Source organism: Streptomyces flaveolus (genome assembly GCF_000716535.1).
Classification (GTDB): Bacteria; Actinomycetota; Actinomycetes; order Streptomycetales; family Streptomycetaceae; genus Streptomyces; species Streptomyces flaveolus_A.
The window spans coordinates 1-19,222 of sequence record NZ_JNWV01000070.1 but is presented as its reverse complement, the minus strand read 5'-3'; the positions used below and the strand labels follow the sequence as shown (position 1 = coordinate 19,222).

Annotated in this window: 17 protein-coding genes; 10 read left to right on the top strand and 7 right to left on the bottom strand. The window is 71.6% G+C overall.

Annotation, left to right across the window (positions count from 1 at the left end; genetic code table 11):
• Window positions 1–16: 16 nt before the first annotated feature.
• The 5 genes from OO52_RS43585 to OO52_RS43565 all read right to left on the bottom strand — a co-directional run bounded on the left by OO52_RS43585 (window position 17) and on the right by OO52_RS43565 (window position 5,842).
• Window positions 17–1,078, bottom strand: a complete 1,062-nt coding sequence (locus tag OO52_RS43585) for an ABC transporter permease (protein WP_030655800.1) — start codon at window positions 1,076–1,078, stop codon at window positions 17–19.
• Complete coding sequence (locus OO52_RS43580; RefSeq protein WP_030655802.1) at window positions 1,071–2,579, bottom strand: sugar ABC transporter ATP-binding protein; 1,509 nt, start codon at window positions 2,577–2,579, stop codon at window positions 1,071–1,073. The genes OO52_RS43585 and OO52_RS43580 overlap by 8 nt, the downstream gene beginning before the upstream one ends.
• Window positions 2,580–2,599: 20 nt before the next feature.
• Window positions 2,600–3,676, bottom strand: a complete 1,077-nt coding sequence (locus OO52_RS43575) for a sugar ABC transporter substrate-binding protein (RefSeq protein ID WP_030655804.1) — start codon at window positions 3,674–3,676, stop codon at window positions 2,600–2,602.
• Between the two features lie 103 nt (window positions 3,677–3,779).
• Window positions 3,780–4,538, bottom strand: coding sequence for an SDR family NAD(P)-dependent oxidoreductase (locus OO52_RS43570; protein ID WP_030655807.1), 759 nt, complete (start codon window positions 4,536–4,538; stop codon window positions 3,780–3,782).
• Complete coding sequence (locus OO52_RS43565; RefSeq protein ID WP_030655809.1) at window positions 4,535–5,842, bottom strand: enolase C-terminal domain-like protein; 1,308 nt, start codon at window positions 5,840–5,842, stop codon at window positions 4,535–4,537. The genes OO52_RS43570 and OO52_RS43565 overlap by 4 nt, the downstream gene beginning before the upstream one ends.
• Before the next feature lie 304 nt (window positions 5,843–6,146).
• Between OO52_RS43565 and OO52_RS43560 the strand changes: the two genes are divergently transcribed.
• From OO52_RS43560 to larE, 8 genes are all read left to right on the top strand, one after another.
• Window positions 6,147–6,851, top strand: a complete 705-nt coding sequence (locus OO52_RS43560) for a FadR/GntR family transcriptional regulator (RefSeq protein ID WP_030655812.1) — start codon at window positions 6,147–6,149, stop codon at window positions 6,849–6,851.
• Window positions 6,852–6,963: 112 nt separating this feature from the next.
• Entirely contained in the window at window positions 6,964–7,815 is an 852-nt protein-coding gene (locus OO52_RS43555; protein ID WP_030655814.1) for a fumarylacetoacetate hydrolase family protein, read from the top strand.
• Complete coding sequence (locus tag OO52_RS43550; RefSeq protein ID WP_030655817.1) at window positions 7,815–8,810, top strand: aldo/keto reductase; 996 nt, start codon at window positions 7,815–7,817, stop codon at window positions 8,808–8,810. The genes OO52_RS43555 and OO52_RS43550 overlap by 1 nt, the downstream gene beginning before the upstream one ends.
• Complete coding sequence (locus OO52_RS43545) at window positions 8,807–9,742, top strand: amidohydrolase family protein (protein ID WP_078877527.1); 936 nt, start codon at window positions 8,807–8,809, stop codon at window positions 9,740–9,742. The genes OO52_RS43550 and OO52_RS43545 overlap by 4 nt, the downstream gene beginning before the upstream one ends.
• Window positions 9,739–11,019: a nickel-dependent lactate racemase gene (gene larA / locus OO52_RS43540; RefSeq protein ID WP_030655821.1), complete on the top strand. Its 1,281-nt coding sequence runs from the start codon at window positions 9,739–9,741 to the stop codon at window positions 11,017–11,019. Before OO52_RS43545 ends, larA begins: the two co-directional genes overlap by 4 nt.
• Window positions 11,016–11,705, top strand: coding sequence for a nickel pincer cofactor biosynthesis protein LarB (gene larB, locus OO52_RS43535; protein ID WP_030655824.1), 690 nt, complete (start codon window positions 11,016–11,018; stop codon window positions 11,703–11,705). Before larA ends, larB begins: the two co-directional genes overlap by 4 nt.
• On the top strand, window positions 11,702–12,883 hold the full coding sequence (gene larC / locus OO52_RS43530; protein ID WP_030655825.1) for a nickel pincer cofactor biosynthesis protein LarC: 1,182 nt from the start codon (window positions 11,702–11,704) through the stop codon (window positions 12,881–12,883). The genes larB and larC overlap by 4 nt, the downstream gene beginning before the upstream one ends.
• Complete coding sequence (gene larE / locus OO52_RS43525) at window positions 12,873–13,697, top strand: ATP-dependent sacrificial sulfur transferase LarE (protein ID WP_030655827.1); 825 nt, start codon at window positions 12,873–12,875, stop codon at window positions 13,695–13,697. Before larC ends, larE begins: the two co-directional genes overlap by 11 nt.
• A gap of 321 nt (window positions 13,698–14,018) precedes the next feature.
• Here the strand turns inward: larE and OO52_RS54425 are convergent, their stop codons facing one another.
• The gene (locus OO52_RS54425; protein WP_209439615.1) at window positions 14,019–14,408 is read right to left on the bottom strand and encodes a hypothetical protein; all 390 of its coding nucleotides are present in this window, start codon (window positions 14,406–14,408) and stop codon (window positions 14,019–14,021) included.
• An 849-nt stretch (window positions 14,409–15,257) separates the two neighbouring features.
• Window positions 15,258–16,826 carry an alpha/beta fold hydrolase gene (locus tag OO52_RS43520; RefSeq protein ID WP_051847982.1) on the bottom strand — a complete coding sequence of 523 codons (1,569 nt, stop codon included), beginning with the start codon at window positions 16,824–16,826 and terminating at the stop codon, window positions 15,258–15,260.
• Window positions 16,827–18,053: 1,227 nt separating this feature from the next.
• On the opposite strand from OO52_RS43520, the gene OO52_RS53680 reads away from it, so the two are divergent.
• Both OO52_RS53680 and OO52_RS43510 read left to right on the top strand, forming a co-directional pair.
• Window positions 18,054–18,827 carry an HNH endonuclease family protein gene (locus OO52_RS53680; RefSeq protein WP_234339990.1) on the top strand — a complete coding sequence of 258 codons (774 nt, stop codon included), beginning with the start codon at window positions 18,054–18,056 and terminating at the stop codon, window positions 18,825–18,827.
• 137 nt (window positions 18,828–18,964) lie between these two features.
• Window positions 18,965–19,222: hypothetical protein (locus tag OO52_RS43510; RefSeq protein WP_159024659.1), on the top strand; the 258-nt coding region annotated here is incomplete at its 3' end.

Here is a 19,222-nt window from a genome sequence, read left to right as displayed (position 1 = left end):
AAACAGCGGGCGGTGTCTAGTCCTGAGCCTTGCCTCCGGTGATGCGGGACAGCGCCAGGGCGACGAGGATGATCGCGCCGTTGAGGGCGCCGATCCACTGGGCGGGGACACCGCCGAGGGTGAGGACGTTCTGGATCAGGAACAGCAGCAGGATGCCGGTGAACGCGCCGAAGACCGTTCCCTTGCCGCCGTTGAGGCTGATGCCGCCGATGACGGCGGCGGCGAACACGGTGAAGATGTAGCCGTTGCCCTGGGCGGAGGCCACCGAGGCCAGGCGTCCCGAGAGCAGCAGGCCGCTCAGCGCGGCGAGGACGCTCGCGGTGACGATGACGATCCACAGCACGCGGTCGGTGCGGATGCCGGCCGCCTTGGCCGCGTCGACGTTGCCGCCGATCGCGTAGAGGGAGCGGCCGAAGCTGGTGAAGCCGAGCACGACGATGCCGATGGCGAAGAGGATCAGGCAGATCCACACCGAGGCGGGCATGCCCAGCCACTGGGCGGTGCCGAGGTAGAGCATCGACTGGGGCAGCTGGAAGAAGGTCTGGCCGCCGGAGATGCCGGTCAGGATGCCGCGCAGCACGATCAGCATGCCGAGCGTCACGATGAAGCCGTTGAGCCCGAACCGGATGATGAACAGCGCGTTCACCACGCCGATGAGGAGACCGACCGTCAGGGTGACGGGGACGGACCAGGGGCCGGGCAGCAGTCCGACGCCGTGCGCCGCGCCCGCCGGGACGGTGAGCCAGGCCGCGACGCCGGGGGCGAGCCCCACGGTGGACTCCAGGGAGAGGTCCATCTTCTTGACGATGAGCACCAGGGTCTGGGCGAGGACCAGCAGGGCGATCTCGGACATGGTTTGCAGCACGTTGATCAGGTTGTCGGGCTGCAGGAACACCGGATTGACCAGCTGGCCGACGATCGCCATGACGATGATCGCGGGGATGAGTGCCAGGTCCCGCAGCCGTGCGAAGGCCAGCCTCCGCTGGCCCGCCCTGCCGGTGGCCGACTGGTCGCTCACGAGGGACGGCGGGCCGTCGTCAGGACTCTTCGCGGTGGCCGCAGTCGCGCTCTCAGACATCGAGGTCCACTCCTTCCATTGCGGCCACGAGCTCGTGGTCGTGCCAGCCGCGGGCTTTCTCGGCCACTACTCGGCCCTGGAACATCACCAGGACCCGGTCGCACATGCGCAGGTCGTCGAGTTCGTCGGAGGCGATCAGCACCCCGGTGCCGGACTCGGCGATCTCCTCGACCTTGCCGAGGAGGAACTCCTTGGACCGCACGTCGACACCGGCGGTCGGATTGATCAGGACCAGCACCTTCGGATCGCTGGCCAGGGCGCGGGCCATGACGACCTTCTGCTGATTGCCCCCGGAGAGCCCGGAGACGGGCAGCTCCGGCCCCGGCGTCTTGATCGCAAGGTTCTCGATCATGGAACGGGCGTAGGTGTCCCGGCGGCGTCCGTCGATGAAGCCGGGCGGACCGAGCCGTTCGGGGATGGTGAGGGTGCCGTTGTCCGCGATGGACATCTCCGGTACGTAGCCCTGGTGGTGGCGGTCCTGCGGGACGAAGCCGGCGCCGGCCTTCAGGGCCGCGGGCACGCTGCCGGGGCGTGGACGCACCCCGGCGATCCGCACCGTGCCGGTGTCGGCGGCGCGCAGTCCGACGACCGTCTCCGCCACTTCGATGCGGCCGCTGCTCGCCGCGCCCGCGAGACCGACGATCTCCCCGCCGCGGACACGGACGGACACGTCCTCGTAGATCCCGTCGAGCGTCGCGTCCTCCACGACGAGCACATCGGGGGATCTGCTGTCCGTCGGGCGGCGGCGGGCCCTGGCGGCCTCGGTGGCGCCCTCGCCGGTCATGGCGGCGACCAGTTCGGCGCGGGGCAGTTCGGTCACCGGGGCGGTCAGGATGTGCCGGGCGTCGCGGAACACCGTCACCGTGTCGCAGATCTCGTAGACCTCCTGGAGGTGATGGCTGATGAACAGGAAGGTCACGCCCTGCCGCTGAAGGTCCCGGATCCGGGCGAACAGCCGGTTGATCGCTGCTCCGTCCAGCTGCGCGGTGGGTTCGTCGAGGATGATGAAGCGGGCCCCGAAGGACAGGGCCCGGGCGATCTCCAGGAACTGGCGCTGTTCGACGTCGAGTTCTCCCGCCGGGGTGCGCACGTCCACGTCGACCGACCAGGTCCGCAGCAGTTCGCGTGCCCTGGCGCGCACCGTCCGCCAGCTGATCAGCCCGCCGCGACCGCGGTCGTGCCGGTTGAGGAAGAGGTTCTCGGCGACTGTCAGCTCGGGGATGACGGTGGACTTCTGGTACACGCACGCCACCCGCTGCCGCCAGCCGTCCCGGTCCGCGAGCCGGGGCGCCGGTTCGCCGTTGAAGGTGACCGTGCCCTCGTCCGGTGCGTGCAGTCCGGTGAGGATGGAGACCAGCGTGGACTTGCCCGCGCCGTTGCGTCCGACGAGTGCGTGCGTCTGACCGGGTGCGATCGTGATCCGGGCGTCGCACAGCGCCACCGTGGAACCGAACCGCTTCGTTATCGCCGCCGCCTGGGCGACGGGCGCAGCCGTAGACATGTCTGCGAATCGCCTTCCGGTCAGCTGAGGTTGTTGCCCCACAGGGTGCTGTCGTTGCTCTTGAGGCTGGGGACCCCGCCGTAGGTGCCGCCGTCCGCCGTCACCAGGGGCGCGGAGAGCTGGTCCTCCAGAAGGCCCTCGCGGACCTGGATGATCGTGCTGTCGTGGTCGGTCTTGCCGGGCTTGAACGTCTTGCCGTCGATCGCCGCCTTGAGGTAGTAGAGGGCGTACTTGGCGTAGAGGTCGGCCGGCTGGGAGACGGTGGCGTCGATCTTGCCCGCGGCTATGTCCTTGAGCTCCTCGGGGATGCCGTCGTTGGAGACCACGAACACGTGCTTCTTGTCCTCGGGTCCGACCAGCAGGCCCTTCTGCTTGAGCACCTGCAGGGTGCCGGAGAGCGCGAAACTGGACTGCATGTAGACGCCCTTGATGTCGGGGTGGGCGGTCAGGTCGGTCTGGAGCTTCTGTGCCGCGACGGCGCCGTCCCAGTTGGCGGCTTCGCCGAAGACCCTGATGTCCGGATAGTTCTTCTTCATGCAGTCGTTGAACGCCTCCGTGCGGTCACGGCCGTTGACGGAGGCGAGATCGCCCTGGAGCATGACGACCTTGCCCTTGCCGCCCAGCTTGGTCCCGAGGTACTGGCAGGCCTTCTCGCCGTAGGCGCGGTTGTCCGCGCGCACGACCATGTACACGTTGCCGGTGTCGGGGCGGGTGTCCACGGAGACGACCGGGATCTTCTTCGCCTCCAGCTGCGCCAGGGTGGGTGCGATGGCGGCGGTGTCCTGAGGTGCCATCGCGACGCCCTTGACGCCCTGGCTGATGAACGTCTGGACGTCGGCGGTGAGTTTGGCGACGTCGTTCTGCGAGTTGGTGGTCTTCAGGTCGAGCTTGAGCTCCTTCGCGAACTGCGGGGTGTACTTGATGTACGAGTTCCAGAAGTCGGTGTCGGAGCGCGGGTAGTCGACCCCGACCACGGTGGAACCACCGCCCTGGCCCGAGGCCGACGCGGATCCCGAACCCCCGCAGGCGGTGAGTGCGGGGACGGACAGGGCGGCGAGGGCGCCGAGACAGGCGTACCTGGTGAACCTGAGCTGCATTGCTCGCTCTCCTTGCTGACGGGGTCGCGCGGACGGGCTGCCTGCGCGACCGGTCGTGCGGTGTGCGGGTGCCGGTCGCGAGAGGGGAAGGGAAGGAGCGGAGTCAGGTGCGCGGACGGATCCGCAGGCCCTGCATACCACCGTCGACGGGGAGGTCGGTGCCGGTGGTGGAGCCGGACAGGGGGCTTGCGAGGTAGGCGATGGCCGCGGCGACCTCATCGGCGGAGACGAGACGGCCCATCGGCTGACGGGCGTTGAGGGCCGCGCGTTCGGCCGCGGGGTCCGCGGCGCGGTCCAGGAGGCGGCCGATCCAGGGAGTGTCGGCGGTGCCGGGGTTGACGCAGTTGACGCGGATCCCGCAGTGCACGAGGTCGGCCGCGGTCGCCCGGGTCAGGGCCAGCACGGCGCCCTTCGTCGCGGAGTACAGCACCCGGTCGGGGAGCCCGGCGGTGGCGGCGATGGAGCAGGTGTTGACGATGGCCGCGCTGGCGGAGCGGCGCAGATGGGGGAGGGCGGCCCGGGTCACCCGGACCATGCCGAGGACGTTGACGTCGAACACCCGGTGCCACTCGTCGTCGGCGTTCTCCTCGATGGTGCCCTGGGCGCCGATGCCGGCGTTGTTGACCAGGATGTCGATACCGCCGAGGACGCGCGCGGCCTCGGCGACGGCCTCCCGCACGCCCGCGTCGTCGGCCACGTCCGCCTGGATCCCGGTCAAGGGCTCGGGCAGGCCGTCGGGTTCGAGGTCGAGGCAGGCGACGCGGGCCCCGCGGGCGGTCAACAGGCGTGCGGTGGCCAGTCCGATGCCGGAGGCGCCGCCGGTGACGAGGGCTGTCAGTCCCGCACAGTCGGGAGCGCTCATCCCTCGGCCTCCCCGCTCCACACCGGGCCGTCGGGGTAGCGGTGGTCCGCCAAGGACCGCGGATGGAGTTCGGCGCTGATGCCGGGGGCGGACGGGGCGAGATAGCGGCCGTCGCGGATGCGGACCGGGTCGGTGAAGTGCTCGTGCAGGTGGTCGACGTACTCGATGACGCGGTTCTCGGTGGTGCCGCTGACGGCCACGTAGTCGAACATCGCCAGGTGCTGCACCATCTCGCACAGTCCGACCCCGCCGGCGTGCGGGCACACCGGGACGCCGAACTTGGCGGCAAGCAGCAGGATGGCGACGTTCTCGGTGACGCCGGCGGTGCGGCTGGCGTCGAGCTGCAGGATGTCGAGGGCTCCCGCCTGGAGGAGCTGTTTGAACATCACCTGGTTGTGGGTGTGTTCACCGGTGGCCACCTTGACCGGCGCCACGGCCCGGCGGATGGCGGCGTGGCCGAGGATGTCGTCCGGCGAGGTGGGCTCCTCGATCCAGTACGGGTCGTAGGGGGCGAGCGAGGCCGTCCAGTCGATGGCCTGCTGGACTCCCCATGCCTGGTTGGCGTCGACGGCGATCCTGATGTCCGGGCCGACCGCGGCGCGGGCCAGCCGCATGCGGCGTCGGTCCGCCTCGAGGTCGGCACCGACCTTCAGCTTGATCTGCCCGAACCCGTCGGCGACCGCCTCCTTGGACAGCCGCACCAGCTTCTCGTCGTCGTAACCGAGCCAGCCGGGGGTCGTGGTGTACGCGGGGTAGCCGTGCTCCAGCAGGTGCGCGGTGCGCTCGGCGCGGCCGGGCTCGGCGCGGCGCAGGATGTCCAGGGCCTCGTCGCGGGTGAGGGCGTCCTGGAGGTAGCGGAAGTCGACCAGGTCGACCAGCTGTTCGGGGGAGAGTTCGGCCAGCAGCCGCCAGACCGGCTTGCCGGTGCGGCGTCCGTACAGGTCCCAGACTGCGTTGACGATCGCCGCGGCGGCCATGTGGATGGCCCCCTTCTCCGGGCCGAGCCAGCGCAGTTGGCTGTCGCCGGTCAACCGCCGGGAGAAGGCGCCGAGATCGGCCAGCACCTCCGCCACCGGGAGCCCCACGACCAGCGGGGCCAGGGCGCGTACGGCGGCGACCTCGACGTCGTTGCCGCGTCCCACGGTGAAGGCGAGTCCGTATCCGCGGTCCCCGGCGCTCGTGCGGATCGTCACGTACGCCGCCGAGTAGTCGGGTTCGGGGTTCATGGCATCGGAGCCATCGAGGTCCCGCGAGGTCGGGAACCGTACGTCCACGGCCTCGACCGCGCTGATGAGCTCACTCATCGGGCCCGGCACCTTCGGTTCGCAGGGTCCGGTGTCGTGTCGGCTCCATGGCCACCACCCATCGTCGTGTGTCAACGAGATGTCCGTTCTGCTACGGCAGATGCTGGACATGGGATGGATTTATAGAGTCGCCCCGCCTTGGTGTCCATACCTCAGGAGAGAAATATGTAAGTGGTCGCTGCCCACCTGCTTATTTGCAGTGAGGCTATGTGCGAGGTCATCTACAGGCCATCCCATCTCTTCCTGAGTGATGGGATGTATTGCTACGCTGCCGCCGCCTGGGAAACGAGCAGGGAGCAGCCGCATGTCACTGACCGACAAGGCCATCGACCGCATCAGGGACCTCATCCAGTCCGGCGAGCTGCCGCCGGGCGCCAAACTGCCGCCCGAGCAGCAGCTGGCCGCGGAGCTGGGGCTGTCGCGCAACCTGATGCGGGAGGCGGTCAAGGCACTGGTGGTCGCACGCGTGCTGGAGATCCGCCGGGGCGACGGCACATACGTGACCAGCCTCGAACCGGAGCTGCTGCTGAGCAGCATCGGATCGGCGGTGGAACTGCTCCGCGGCGACACTCTGCTGGAGCTGACCGAGGTGCGCCGGCTGTTCGAACCGGTCGCCACCGGACTGGCCGCCACCCGCATCTCGGCCGGGGAACTGGCCGAGGTGGAGCGGCACCTGGACGCGATGCGGGCGGCCCGGGAGGACGTCGAGCGGCTCAACGAACACGACGCGGCGTTCCACCGGGCGGTGGTCGCGGCCACCGGCAACGCCACCCTCGCCACCCTGCTGGAGGGGATCTCCAGCCGGACGGTGCGCGCACGCGTCTGGCGCGGTCTGGTCGACGACAACGCCGCCGCCCGCACCGTCGCCGAACACGAGGCGATCTTCCAGGCACTGGCCGCCGGTGACGCCTGCCTGGCGCAGGCCGCCGCGCTCCTGCACGTCAGCACCACCGAACAGTGGCTGCGCGAGCACTTGGAGCCGAACAGCGCCGTCCCGGACCGGCCGTGAACACCGGGTAATTCACGACCCACCCTCGTCCATCACATGCCACCAGCCCCGTGCCTGGCCCGGACAGCCGTGAGCCACGGGCAGGCACGTTCGCTCAGTGAGGAGCACTTCGATGAGGTTTCTGCGCGTGGGCCCCGCGGGCTCGGAACGTCCCGCCGTCCTCGACACCGACGGCCTCGCCTACGACCTGACCTCGCTGACCGCCGACATCGACGGCGCTTTCCTGGCCGGTGACGGCGTGGAGCGCGCCCGCGAAGCGCTGGCCGGGGGAGCCCTGCCGCGCATCGACATCAGCGGGCAGCGCACCGGAGCACCCGTGGCCCGCCCGGGCAAGGTCGTGTGCATCGGGCTGAACTACGCCGATCACGCCGAGGAGACCGCGACCCCGCCCCCGGCGGAGCCGGTGATCTTCATGAAGGCGTCCAACACGGTGGTCGGACCCGACGACACCGTCCTCATACCGCGCACCAGCACCCGGACGGACTACGAGATCGAACTCGCGGTCGTCATCGGCCGCACCGCCCGCTATCTGGACTCCCCGGCCGCCGCCGCCGACGTCGTCGCGGGCTACGCCATCGCCGACGACGTCAGCGAGCGCTCCTTCCAGCACGAACGCGGCGGACAGTGGGACAAGGGCAAGTCCTGCGAGACCTTCAACCCCCTCGGCCCCTGGCTGGTGACCCCCGACGAGACCGGGGACCCCCAGGAGCTGGCGCTGCGGCTGTGGGTCAACGGCGAGCCGCGTCAGCACGGGCACACCAAAAACATGATCTTCGGGGTGCACCACGTCGTCTGGTACCTGAGCCAGTTCATGGTGCTGGACCCCGGCGACGTGATCAACACCGGAACCCCGGCGGGCGTGGCCTTCGGCGCCAACGACTTCCCCTACCTGCGGGCCGGTGACGTGGTCGAGGCCGAGATCGACCGGCTCGGCCGTCAGCGGCACGTCTTCGGGCAGGCCTGATGTCCGCCGCGGCGCACCCCTGGTATGCCGAACGGGTCCCCCTCGGCCGCTCCCGCGTCACCGTCAGCCGCATCGGGCTGGGCACCGCACCGCTGGGCGGTCTGTTCTCCGCGGTCGGCGGCCGGGAGGCCACCGGCACGCTGGAGGCGGCCTGGGCGGCCGGGATCCGCTACTTCGACACCGCCCCGCACTACGGTGCCGGGCTCGCCGAACGACGGCTCGGCGCCTTCCTGACCGGCCTCGGTCACGCGCGCGCGGACTGCACGGTGTCCACCAAGGTCGGCCGACTGCTCGTGCCGGGCGAATCCGCACCAGGCGACGAGGACTTCCACGGGGACCCCGGCCTGGTCAGGATCCGCGACTACAGTGCCGACGGCGTCCACCGCTCCCTCACCGAGAGCCTGGAGCGTTCCGGCCTCGACGCCTTCGACATCGTGTTCATCCACGACCCGGACGAACACTGGAAGGAGGCCCTCACCGGCGCCTACCCGGCACTGGCCCGGCTGCGCGCCGAGGGAGCGGTCCGGGCGATCGGCGTCGGGATGAACCAGACGGCGATGCTCACCCGCTTCGTCACCGAGACGGACCTCGACTGCGTCCTCGTGGCCGGCCGCTACTCCCTGCTGGACCGCAGCGCGGCCGACGAACTGCTGCCCGCGTGCGCCGAACGCGAGGTGGGCGTCCTGGTCGGCGGGGTCTTCAACAGCGGCATCCTGGCGAACCTCGCATCCGACGCCACCTACGACTACGCGCCGGCCCCCGAAGCGGTGCGGCGCCACGCCCTCGCCCTCAGCGAGCGCTGCGCCGCTCACGGCGTGGCGCTGGCCGCCGCGGCCCTGCGGTTCCCGCTGCGACACCCCGCCGTCACCGGCGTCGTCGTCGGGGCGCGCAGTGCCCAGGAGATCACCGTCAACGTCGCACACGCCGGCGCGACGATCCCCGAAGAGCTGTGGACGGAGCTCGACGCCCTCGAACGCGAACGAGACGGATCATGAGCAGGATCGACGCACACCACCACGTCTGGCGGCCGGCCTCGGCCCCCGGGCCCGCCCCGGGCCCCGGCCCGCGGCGCCGCGTGCACACATGGCTCGACGCGCCCGGCATGGCCCCCCTGCGGCGGGACTTCACCATGGCGGACCTGGCGCCGGCGGCCCTGGCGGCGGGCATCGACCGTACGGTCCTGGTCCAGGTCCTGCCCGACCTCGACGAGACCGCGGAGTTCCTGTCCCTGGCCGCGGCCGACGACCTGGTCGCCGGCGTCGTGGGCTGGGCGGACCTCACCTCGGACGGCCTCGCCGACACCCTGCACGCCCTGCGGGCGGCGCCCGGCGGCGACCGTCTGGTCGGCCTGCGGCACCTGGTGCAGAGCGAACCGGACCCCGGCTGGCTGAGCCGGCCGGACGTGCGCCGGGGCCTGCGCACGGTCGCGCAGGCGAACCTCGCCTACGACTTGCTCGTCCTCCCGCACCAACTGCCCGCCGCCATCAGCACCGTCCGGGGGCTGCCGGAACTCACGTTCGTCCTCGACCATCTGGCCAAGCCGCCCATCGCCACGGGCGCACTCCAGCCCTGGGCGTCGCTGATCCGTGAACTGGCGGCCCAGCCCCACGTGTTCTGCAAGCTGTCCGGCATGGTCACCGAGGCCGACCGCAACGACCGGAGCGTGGCCGCCCTGCGTCCCTACGCCGACGTGGTGCTCGACGCCTTCGGCCCGCAGCGGGTGATGTTCGGCTCGGACTGGCCGGTCTGCCTGCCGGTCGCCTCCTACGCGGAGGTCGTCGGCGCGGCGGAGGCACTGACCGCCGGCCTCACCCCGGCCGAGCGCTCCCAGGTCTTCGCCACGACGGCGGAACGCGCCTACGGACTGGGCGAGGGCGACCAGCCGGGACGATCCGCGGACGACGGCCCGGTGGGGGTGGTCCGGTGAAAGTACGTCTGGCCTACGGGCAGTCGGGGCTCGACATCGAGGTCGATCCGCGCACGGCGACGGTCGTCGAACCCGTCCATCACGAGGGAGCCGCGGACCAGATGGCCGTCCTGCGCGCCGCGCTGCGCGACCCGGTCGCCGGACCGCCGCTGCGCGAGCGGGTCCGCCCGGGGCAGACGGTGGCCATCTCGGCCTGCGACGGCACCCGCCCGCAGCCCCGCCACCTGATGATCCCGGCCGTCCTGGACGAACTGGAGGGCGTCGTCCGCCGGGAGGACGTGGTGATCCTCGTCGCGACCGGCACGCATCGCGGCAACGACGAGTCCGAGCTGCGGGCGATGTTCGGCGACGAGATCGTCGACGGGGTACGGATCGTCAACCACGACGCCCGCGACGCCGACCAACTGGCGTGGATCGGCACCTACGGCAACGGCGTCCCGGTGTGGCTCAACCGCGAGTGGTGGGAGTCGGACGTCCGCATCACCACCGGCTTCGTCGAACCCCACTTCTTCGCCGGCTTCTCCGGCGGCCCGAAGCTCGTCGCCCCCGGGCTCGCCGCGCTGGAGACCGTGCTCGTGCTGCACGACGCGGCGCGCATCGGAGACCCGCGCGCCACCTGGGGCATCACCCAAGGCAATCCGGTCCACGACGACGTGCGCGCCATCGCCGAGGCCACCGGTGTCACCTTCGCGCTGGACGTGGTGCTCAACCGGGCCAAGGACATCGTGTCCGCGTTCGGCGGCGACCTGCTGCCCATGCACGCGGCCGCGACGGCCACGGCCAAGCGCATGGCGATGCGCCCCGTCGAGGCGCCGTTCGACGTCGTCGTCACCACCAACTCCGGCTTCCCGCTGGACCAGAACCTGTACCAGGCGGTCAAGGGGATGTCGGCGGCCTACCAGGTGGTCCGGCCCGGAGGGACGATCGTGTGCGCGGCCGAGTGCCGCGACGGCTTCCCAGACCACGGCTCCTACCGCCAGGTGCTGGCCTCCGCGCCGTCCCCGCAGGCCCTGTTCGCCGACATCGGCGCGCGCACCGAAACGGTTCCGGACCAGTGGCAGGTGCAGATCCAGGCCCGCATCCAGTCGGGCAGCCGCGTCATCATGCACACTTCCTTCCTCAGCGACGAGGAGCTGGCCACGGCCCATCTGCGGCAGACCCACGACATCACCGCCACCGTCGCGGAGGCGCTGGCCGCCGCGGGCCCGGACGCCCGCGTGTGCGTCCTGCCGGAAGGCCCGCAGACCATTCCCTACATCGGACGGGGGCGGCCGTGAACGAGGTGTTGGACCTGGGATACGCCCGGCTCGACCTCGGCCGTGAGGCCCGCCAGGGCCTGCCGGAAGTGGTCTACGGCCCCGGCAAGACCGTGGAGCAGATCGCCGGAATCGTCACCGGCCTCCTGCGCCACAACACCGGTCCCGTCCTCACTACCCGCGTCGTCCCCGAAACGGCGGCGGCGGTCCTGGGGCAGGTGGAAGGCGGAACGTACGACGAGAAGGCCCGGCTGCTGACCTGGCGGCCGGCCGCCACCGGGGAGTTCTCCGTCGTGGTGGCGGCCGCCGGCACCTCCGACGGCCCGGTGGCCGCCGAGGCCGCCGCCGTGGCATCGGCCATCGGGCTGGACACGACGGTCGTCCACGACGTGGGCGTGGCGGGACTCGACCGCGTCCTCCAGGTGCGCGGCCGGCTGCAGAAGGCCGACGCGGTGATCGTGGTGGCCGGCATGGAAGGCGCCCTCGCCAGCGTCGTCGGCGGTCTGGTCCGCGCCCCGGTCGTCGCGGTGCCCGTCTCCACCGGGTACGGCGCCTCACTGGAAGGCGTCACCGCGCTGCTCGCCATGCACGCCTCCTGCGCCGCCGGGGTGACCGTGGTCAACATCGACTCCGGATTCTCCGCGGCCATGGCGGTCCACCGCATCGCCCAGGCCCGGCCGGCGGCAGACCGCGGAGGCGCCGAGTGATCTGCTGGGTCAACCCGTTCACCGGGCTGGCCGGAGACATGCTGCTGGCCGCACTGATCGACGCAGGGGCACCGCTGGACCGGATCCGGTCCGCCGTCGCCGCCACCGGTCTGACCGGCTGGAACCTGACCGCCGAGCGCATCACCGACCACGGACTGGCCGCCACCAGGGTCCAGGTGGAGGTCACCGACCCCCACACCGAGCGGCGGGCCGCCGAGGTGCTGGAGATGGCCGCCCGGGCGGCCCCCCGGCCCGTCGCGGCCCTCGCCACCGCCGCCGTGACCGCGATCGCCGAGGCGGAGGGGCGGCTGCACGACGCCGACCCGGCCGACGTCCACCTGCACGAACTCGGCGGCCACGACACCCTCGTCGACATCGTCGGCAGCGCCGCGGCCCTGCACGCCCTCGGTGTCACCGACGTGGTCAGCGCGCCCCTGCCGCTCGGCCGGGGCCGCGTCGAGGCCGCGCACGGCGTCCTGCCCTGCCCCGCGCCGGCTACCCTCGCCCTTCTGGCGGGAGCCGCCGTCACGGGCAGCGACCTGCCGGGCGAAACGGTGACACCCACCGGCGCCGCGCTGCTGCACGCCGCCGGAGCCCGCTACGGCCCGCCCCCGCCCATGACCCTGGACGCCACCGGCTACGGGTCGGGCACCCGCCGCCTCCCAGACCGGCCCAACGTCGTCTCTGTCAGCCTCGGTTCCCCTCTTCCCAGTGCACCGGACGAGGACGTGGTCGTGCTGGAGACCAACCTCGACGACGTCACCGGCGAACTCCTCGGGCACGTCATCACCAGGGCGCTGGACGCCGGCGCCCTCGACGCCTGGACGACCCCGGCGGTGATGAAGAAGGGCAGACCGGCGCAGGTGCTGCACGTCCTCACCAGCCCGCACCAGGAACGACGGCTGCGCGATCTGTTGCTGTCCGAGACCGGTGCCCTCGGCATCCGGCGCGTCGGCGCCACCCGCACCACGCTGCCGCGCGCCTTCGAGACGGTGGAGGTGGACGGGCACCCCATACGTGTCAAACACGGTCCGTACGCGGCCAAGCCGGAGCACGACGACGTGGTGGCCGCGGCCGCCGCACTGGGTCTGTCCCTGCGCGCCGTCGCCGTACGCGCATTGCGTCTGAGCCGAGCGGGAACGATGACGACGAACCAGGAGGAAGAACGTGCCCAGTGACGCCACCTTGGAGCACCGGCTCGCGGACCGCGTGCGCGCGCTCGGCGGCCCCGTGGCCGTCGCCTATTCCGGCGGCGCCGACTCCGCGCTGGTCCTCGCCGCGGCCGCACGGGTGCTCGGGCCCGACCAGGTCCTCGCGGTGACGGCCGTGTCGGAGAGCCTGGCCGACGGAGAGCTTCTTGCCGCCCGGCGGCTGGCCGACGACCTCGGGGTCACCCATCTCACCCCGCGCACCCACGAGTCGGCACTCCCCGGCTACCGGGCCAACGGCCCTGACCGCTGCTATTTCTGCAAGTCCGAGGTGCTGGACACCATCGCGGCGCTGGCCCACGAGCACGGCTTCGAGACGGTGGCCACCGGCACCAACGCGGACGACGCCGCGGACCCCTACCGGCCGGGCATCCGCGCCGGCCGGGAACGCGGCATCCGCACCCCGCTCCTCGACGCCGGGCTGACCAAGGCGGAGGTACGCCGCCTCAGCCGGCACTGGTCGCTGCCCACATGGAACAAACCGGCGACACCGTGTCTCGCCAGCCGGGTTCGTTACGGCATCGAGGTCACCCCTTACCGCCTGGCCCGGGTCGACCGCGCCGAGGCGGCCGTCCGGACCCTCCTGGCCGAGGCCGGACTGCAGGTGACCGACCTCCGGGTCCGCGACCTCGGCGATCGGGCCCGCGTCGAGGTGGACCCGGCGCTCGTGTCGCGGACCGCGGCACTTCCGGCACTCGGCGAGGTGCTTGCCGCCGCCGGCTTCGCCGGCCTGCCCCACCGGGTCGAACCGTTCCGCTCGGGACGGCTCAACACCGAGCCCTGAAACCGACGTGTCGGGGAGTGCCGGATCAGACCTGTACCGCATCGCCCGTGGGGGCTGACGTGCGCTCGCGCGACCCCGTCCACGGGGAAGGTGCCGGTGCGGCGGGCGAGCGGCGAGTCGGGGACGGGGCGGCGCGTCAGGACCGAGCAGACGGGAGGCTTCTCGCCCAGCGATCTGCGTAGTGGTTGTGCTGTGGCCTGCGGATTGTTCAGGTGGGCTGGATGGCTGGGGAGGGTGTCCGCTCAAGGGTTCTGATCAGTGATGACGACGACCTTCGCGGGCTGCCTGGGTGATCTTCCGTTGGGGGGGCCAAGTCCGGTTTTAGGTCTGCCCGTTCCGTTCGTTCGGCAGGGGGTGCCTTCGCTGGTGACCTGGAGCTTTGTTGGTCTGCGCAGGTTGATTGGGTGCTGGTGGGATGGCTTGTGCAGATCCATTGCCGGGCTGTAAGGCAGCCGTGGCTTTTCGCGCACGTCCCGGGTGCCTGCCCGGGTCGGTGTTCCCCGGTTCCGTGTCGGCCCGGTCGTGCTCCTCTGTGTGGTTCTTGAGGTCGAGTGCCTGTTCCATCAGAGCGATCAGCTCTTTGAACGGCTGGTGCTTTCCGAGGCGAGTGGGGAAGGCACCGAAGTCGATCAGGCTGTTCCGGCCGACGAGTTGAGCGCCGCGGATGCCTGTGAAGAGTTCGGTGCGGGTGACGTCGATGCCCGCGTACACGAACGTCGCGCCGATGCGTTCGCTGAATCCTTTAACAGGTCAGCGGTTTCGGCCCCGGTTGACGTGTGCGGGTTCAGCCGGTGGATGTCGTCGATCAGCACGAGCCGGACGCCTGCCTGGGCGAGATGGTACACACGGCCGAGGTGAACTGGGCTTGGGTCACCCGGGTGGTGGTGGGGATGCCGAGGTAGCGGGCGAACTCGGGTGACCGGCGTCCCTCAGCGCGCCGCCGTACCGACTTGTCAGCCGAGCCGGCCCGGCCGGTGCCGCAGGATGCCGGTGCGTTCGCCGTTCGCGGCACCCGCCACCCGGCGCGGGCCCGGGTGCCCGCCGCACCGGGATTCGCCGCTCAGTGATCACGGCGTCGGAGCCGTCTTGGATTCAACAGCAACGTGACGTCCTGGAAGGTTCTGCCCGCAACGTGACGCCGGCCGGGCGGGACGGTGCATTTGCGCAGCGTCCCGCCCGCCGCCGCACACGCTCGCCAAGCGCCTCGAACCCTGCGCCGGCGCCAACATCAGTACCGTCGGCGGTCAACCGCCCCGCGAACCGGCCGCTTCACCGCCCGAAGCGGCGAGCCGCTGGTTCGGGAGCGCAGCACCATCCGGCCCGCGTCGACCACGACGGCCGCCCGGAACCCGTCCCGCTGCGGCTTACCCGCCCGATCTGGCCGCGGGCCCGGCGCAAGGACGGGAGTGCTCGACGTCGGCTCCGGCAGCGTTCGCGTCAGGTGGGGAGCGGAGCGTCGGCCTTTGTCCTTGCTGCGCCGGTAAGGGCATGTCGCCCGTGGGGTGTGCTGTCTGGCGCCGTTGCTGCGCCGGGCTGCGGACGCCCGGCGGAGCAAAGGTGTCACAGCAGCGGGGCGAGGGGGATGTCGATGTAGGACTCGTTTCCTTCGGGAGAAGTGATCTCAAGGGCGGATGGGATGGTGTTGTCGTCCGCGAAGAAGGGGTCGTAGCTGGTGATGATGAGCTGCAGTTGACGGCCCTTGGCGAGGACGTAGTGGGCGGGCTGCAGGCGGAAGGTGACGGTGGCGGCCTGCTGGTCGGTGAGGGTGTAGGGGGCGTGGGTGATGATGGCGGCCCGGCCGGTGGCGGGGTTGCAGTCCAGGAGGTAGGCGACGAAGGTGGCGTTGTTCGTCTGCGGTTTCACGGTGACCTTGGCCTCCAGGTCGCCCTGGACGCGCATGGGCTGCTCCAGCGGCGCGGTCGTCCAAACTGCGGCGACGTCGCGCTTGATTTCGGCGGTCCGGTAGACGTGAGGCAGTCCGGCACGCTCCTTCAGGCCGGTCTGGACGAGCTTTGGGGCGACGACGATCCCTGTGTCCGGGCCGGCGGGCTGCACGGAGCGGGTCCAGCCCGGCTGCGGCTGGTCCTGGATCATCGGTGCGTCCTGCTGCCCGCCGGGGACGGCGCCGAGGTGGAAGCGCTGTTTGGGCAGGGCGTAGCTCGCCCAGTCGGGGTGGGCGAGGTCGGACAGGAGGTTGTGCATGTATTCCGAGCGGATGCCGAACTGCGGCGTGGCGCCGTCGCCGGCGCTGCCGCCGAGGTGGTGGTCCATCCAGCGGTAGGTCATCTCGGTGGGCTTGGAGATGGCGCCGAACAGACCGGGCAGTTCGCCGTTGCCGTGGTCGCCGATCTGCACCAGCAGCGATTTGGGGCCCTGCAGCTGGGTGAACAGGTCGATGACGGCGGGCACCGAGAAGATCGTCTCGTGCCAGTAGGTGGTCATCAGGACCGGCAGCTTGCGCTCGTTGTACGTCTTTAGGTGCTGCATCGGCGAGCGCAGCCGGGCGAATTCCCTGACGTCGTCGTCGATGACGTTCTCACGGATCTTCGCGATGATCTTCTGGAACTCCGTCGAGCAGCGCTCCTCGTGGAAGAGGGCCACGAGCGCATCGAACGCCCGCGTGTGTCGGGTGCCGTTCTCAAAGAGTGAGGTGAACAGGTCGCCCCAGGCGCTGGCGCCGGCCACGGCCTTGACACGAGGGTCCTCCGCGGCCAGCAGTAGGCTTGTCCCGGCGCCGTAGGAGGCGCCGAAGCATCCGATCCGCTCCGCGTCGACGCCTTCGAGTGTGGTGAGCCAGTTGAGGATCTCGACGCCGTCGGCGACGTCCTGGGGCCCGGCGACGTGGATCTCACCCTCGGAGCGGGCCAGGCCGCGCTGGCTGTAGGCCAGGACGGTGTAGCCCCCGAGTGTCCATCGCGGGATCGTGCCGAAGTAGGCCAGGCGGCCGAGGTCGTTCAGCGGGGCAGGCATGACGATGGCGGGACAGGTCTGCCCCGGCGCGAGACGGCGCGGCGTGCTCAGCCCGGCGTCGATCCGGGTCCCGTCCGCCATGACGATCGGGAACTCCCGGTACTCGGCGATCTCCGCCTGCACCTCGTAGGTATCGGCGAGACCCCACTGGTCGAGCATGCCGATCGCCGGGAGCCCGACCCACCCCCGCCACTCGAACGAGTGGCGGGCGCGGTTCGATCGCCCTGCTCACCCCCGGTGCTGTGCGGCCGGTATGGCCTGCCCGTCCTGCGGGTCGGCCGCCTCAAGCGGTCGTGCACTGCCCCCTGCGCTTGGTGCCCGGAGCCTCCACCCGGCCGCGCTGCTCGTGCCGTCTGTGCCGCGAGGTCGTGCCGTGCTCCTGGGCTTTCCCGTGCGGCCGCTGTGCTGCCCGGGCACCCGCCCTGCCGCCCCACTGCCCAGCTGCCCGCGCCGCCGCTCGCCGCCCGTCTCCGCCCGGCGGCGCCGCCGGGCCGCGGCCCGCGTTCGCGCCGCGGCCCGCGCGCCAGCCCGGGCCTGACCGCCCGGCCGCGCCGACCCCGCCTCCACCTGGCCGTCCGGCAGCCTGCGCCGTGCTGCGCCGCCTCTGCCGCGTCCCGGGCCTGCCCCCGCTGCGCCCGTGTGCCGTCCCTCCGGCCGCCCACCGCGCCGGCCCCCGGCCCCCTGAGCCGGCGGCCGGACGAGCCCCGCTCCGGGGCCGCCGGGCCCCGCGCCGCTTGCGCGCGCCCAGGCCCGCCGTACTCCCGGCGCGTCCGCGCCGTCCCGCGGCGCCCCGCCCGCCGCCCGCGCGGCGCCCCGCCGTTCTGCGGTCGCGCGGCGCTGTGCTTGGAGGCCGCCTTCCGCCGTCCGGCCGTGGTGGCCCCGTCCGCGCCCCTGGCTGTCCGCTGCCCGGCCTCCGGCCGCCCGTCGGAGGTCTGGCCGTGGCCCCGCTCCGGCCACCGCACCCGGTGTCCGGGCCCAGGGAAGAGGCGGGGGCTCTTGTTCGAACACACTGGGCCCGGGGCAGGTGCCGCATCACGGGGACCCTGGCCGTCGCCTTCCTGGTGCTGGGCGCCGGCGCGCCGGCCGCACCCGCGGCGCAGGCGGATGCGCCCCCGTCGCAGGCCGCGCCCGGCTCCTGGCAGCGCCCGGTCCCGGGCGCCGCTCCGCGCGGCTGGAGACCGACCCCAAGGGCGGCGTCACCGTGCAGGACTGCGACGGATCCGCAGGCACCGCCCCCGCCACGCGCCGCTTCAACGCGACCGGCACGGCCCTGCCGGGCACGCCCGCAGGCGCGTTGGCCATGTGCGTCCGCACGGTCACGAGCTCCGGCCTGACGGTCGGCATCCGGCCCGCCCGCATCCGGACAACCGGGACCCGTCGACCGTCGTGGCCTACCGCGGCGCGGACCTCCTGTGGTCCCGTCCGATCACCTCCACCTGCAACAACGCGTCCCTGGGCGTGTGGAAGCTGATGAACGGCGCCGACGGCAACGTGTACGGGACCGCGAGCGCATACACCCCCTACGGCCCCCAGAACGCCGTGTTCGGGATCTCGGCCGCAACCGGCGCGCTCCTCTTCATCAACCGCTCGGCGATCGCGTACGAACTGGTCGGCACGCACCGGCGCGGACTGGTGGCGACCTACGGCGACGACGGCGAAGGGGTCCGCTTCCTGGACCACCGGGGCCACGAATACGGGCGCGTCAAGGTGGTCGGCTCGGCCAAGGAGATGGCCCAGCGGCTCGCAGTCAACCCGGACGGCCAGGTCTTCGCGTATCTGACCGACCGCGCCGGCACCACGACCCGTCCGGACTGCGCCGCGTACTACGCCGTCAACCGTATCGAGGTCCTCAACACCTCGGACCGCACCGGCTGTTACACCTTGACCTGGACGGCTGCGGAGCGCGAGGCATACGCCAACGACCTCGGTGACGACCGCGCCCTCATCGCCGTGTCGGCTGCATCGATCCGGTCGAAGGCGGACCAGGACCCCACGACGTGGCTGCCGCCGACCGTCGGCTACCGCTGCCAGTACGTCACCGACTGGATCGCCGACAAAATCCGCTGGGGCCTGAGCATCGATGCGGCCGAACACACTGCTCTGTCCGACGTCCTCGACGCCTGCCCCAACGTCCCGGTCACCGTCACCACCGCGCGCTGACCCCGTGCCGGCACCCGGCGGGGGCACGGCGCGACGCTGCCACAGCCTCGTCGCGAGAGGACATGAGACAGGCACTCAAAGCGCGGGCCAAGGCGTCGGGCCGTGCCCGGCGGACGCAACGGTTCGCTCTCATCGGCGTGGCCGCGTTCGTCGGAACGTCGGCGGAGCCGCTGGTGAAAGGTGAGAGCCCCGACACGCAGTCGCTGGTGATCGCTGGCCTGCTCGTCGTGCTGCTGTTCGTGATACAGCCCTGGCTCATGGCCCGCCAGTTCCACAAAATCGCGTCCCGGAACGGAGCGTACCGCGCCAAGGTCGACGACTTCGGCGCCACCGTCAGCAACACAGGCGGCTCCAGCCAGCTCAACTGGACCGCCGCCCCGCATTACGCCGAGACC